General features: G+C 72.8%; 2 protein-coding genes and 2 pseudogenes. 2 read left to right on the top strand and 2 right to left on the bottom strand.

Going from position 1 to position 2,033, the window contains the following annotated elements; genetic code table 11:
* A pseudogene (locus AB0E96_RS40635) lies at positions 1–287 on the bottom strand (hypothetical protein); the annotation flags it as partial.
* 76 nt (positions 288–363) lie between these two features.
* On the opposite strand from AB0E96_RS40635, the gene AB0E96_RS40630 reads away from it, so the two are divergent.
* Both AB0E96_RS40630 and AB0E96_RS40625 read left to right on the top strand, forming a co-directional pair.
* Positions 364–855: an inorganic diphosphatase gene (locus AB0E96_RS40630; protein ID WP_329932372.1), complete on the top strand. Its 492-nt coding sequence runs from the start codon at positions 364–366 to the stop codon at positions 853–855.
* A gap of 216 nt (positions 856–1,071) precedes the next feature.
* A complete protein-coding gene (locus AB0E96_RS40625; RefSeq protein WP_359831814.1) occupies positions 1,072–1,740 on the top strand; it encodes a biliverdin-producing heme oxygenase in 669 nt (222 codons plus the stop codon).
* A gap of 92 nt (positions 1,741–1,832) precedes the next feature.
* Here AB0E96_RS40625 and AB0E96_RS40620 read toward each other — a convergent pair.
* A pseudogene (locus AB0E96_RS40620) lies at positions 1,833–2,033 on the bottom strand (hypothetical protein); the annotation flags it as partial.

Below are 2,033 nucleotides of genomic sequence, written 5' to 3'. Positions count from 1 at the left end.
GGGGCGGCGGGCGGCGCGGCCCGGCGGCTGGTCGAGGCACCCGGGCCGTCGTTCGGACGGGGGCCGGACCCGCCCTTCCCGTGGTCGCCCCTCCCCTCGTCGCGGCCGCCCTGCGCGTCGTGGTCCCCGTCCTCGCCGTGCCCGGTGCTGTGGCCTCCCGGCGGCGGGAAGGGCTGCGCGTACGCACCGCCCGAGGTCAGGACCGTACCGACGACCAGGAGCGCCGCCCCGAACAGCCCGGCGGCCGTCCCCCCGCGGCGGCGAGCCGCCCCTCCCCCTGCTCCCACCGACCGGCCCCTTTCCCGAGCACTCACTCCCGTAGGAGACACTTGGATTCTGTCAGTCCCTACCTTGGAGGAACCGTTGGAGTTCGACGTCCTTATCGAAATCCCGAAGGGCTCTCGTAACAAGTACGAGGTCGACCACGAGACCGGCCGTCTGCGGCTCGACCGGATGCTCTTCACCTCGACCCGCTACCCGGCCGACTACGGCTACGTCGAGGGCACGCTCGGCGAGGACGGCGACCCGCTGGACGCCCTGGTCATCCTGGACGAGCCGACCTTCCCGGGCTGCCTGATCAAGTGCCGCGCCATCGGCATGTTCCAGATGACCGACGAGGCCGGCGGCGACGACAAGCTGCTCTGCGTCCCGGCGACGGACCCGCGCTGGGAGCACCTGCGCGACATCCACCACGTGTCGGAGTTCGACCGCCTGGAGATCCAGCACTTCTTCGAGGTCTACAAGGACCTGGAGCCCGGCAAGTCCGTCGAGGGCGCCAACTGGGTCGGCCGCGCCGAGGCCGAGGCCGAGGTCACCGCTTCGATCAAGCGTCTGGCGGACCAGGGCGGCCACTGAGCCGTCGTTCCGATCTCATTCGATCGAGGGCGGTCGGGGTAGGTCGGGACAGCCCGGGGCCGGGGTTCGCGGATTTCTCCGCGGGCCCCGGCCTCTGTCGTGTCCGGGGGCGGGGGGACTTGCCGACGGCCTGTCGGCAAGACGGAAAGTTAGGTTAGGCTAGCCAAAGTCGCCGGCCCGGTTCCCCACCGGCCGATCCCGGACCCAGGAGGCCGCATGCCCACGCCCGCGCCCGTCCCGTTCTCCACCGTGCTCCGCACCGCCAGCAGCGAGGAGCACGAGGCCGCCGAACAGTCCTCGTTCATGAGCCGGCTGCTGGGCGGACGACTCGGGGTCGACGCGTACGCCGACCTCACCGGCCAGCTCTGGTACGTCTACCGGGCCCTGGAGAGCCGGGCCGGACAGCTCGCCGAGCACCCGCTGGCGGGCCCCTTCATCGACCGGGCCCTGCTGCGCACGGAGGCCATCGAGCGCGACCTGGCCCATCTGCGCGGGCCCGACTGGCGGGACGGCCTGGCGCCGCTGCCGGCCACCGCCGCGTACGTCGCCCGGGTCGAGGAACTGGCCGCCGAGTGGCCGGCCGGGTACCTCGCGCACCACTACACCCGCTACCTGGGCGACCTGTCGGGCGGTCAGATCATCCGGGGCGTGGCCGAGAAGACCTGGGGCTTCGAGCGCAAGGGCGACGGCGTGCGGTTCTACGTCTTCGCGGAGGTCGACAACCCGGCGGCCTTCAAGCGCGAGTACCGGGCGAAGCTGGACGCGGCCGGCGAGGCGATGGACGAGGTCGAGCGGCGCCGGGTGGTCGAGGAGTGCAAGCGCGCCTTCGTGCTCAACGGGGCGATCTTCCACGACCTGGACGCCCGCTACCCGCTGAGCGCGTAGCCGAGCGCGGAAACGATCCTTCTCGGCCACCCGAAGGAACGGCCCCGGCGAGCGGTTGCTCGCCGGGGCCGTTCGCCGTTCCCACCGGGGCGTCAGGCCCGGGCCGCACCGCGCCGGTTGCGCACCAGCACCGTGGCGCTGCCGCCGACCAGCAGCAGACCGGCCGCGGTGGCCAGCAGCGGGCCGACCGGGGTGTCCGCGCCGGTGGCTGCCAGCGAGCCGCCTGCACCGAGACCAGGAAGAACGCCCAGGTCAGCGGGTGTTCGGGGAGCCGGATGCGGAACACCAGCCCG

Source organism: Kitasatospora sp. NPDC036755 (assembly GCF_040636595.1).
Classification (GTDB): Bacteria; Actinomycetota; Actinomycetes; order Streptomycetales; family Streptomycetaceae; genus Kitasatospora.
This window is presented reverse-complemented; position numbering and strand designations above follow the sequence as displayed.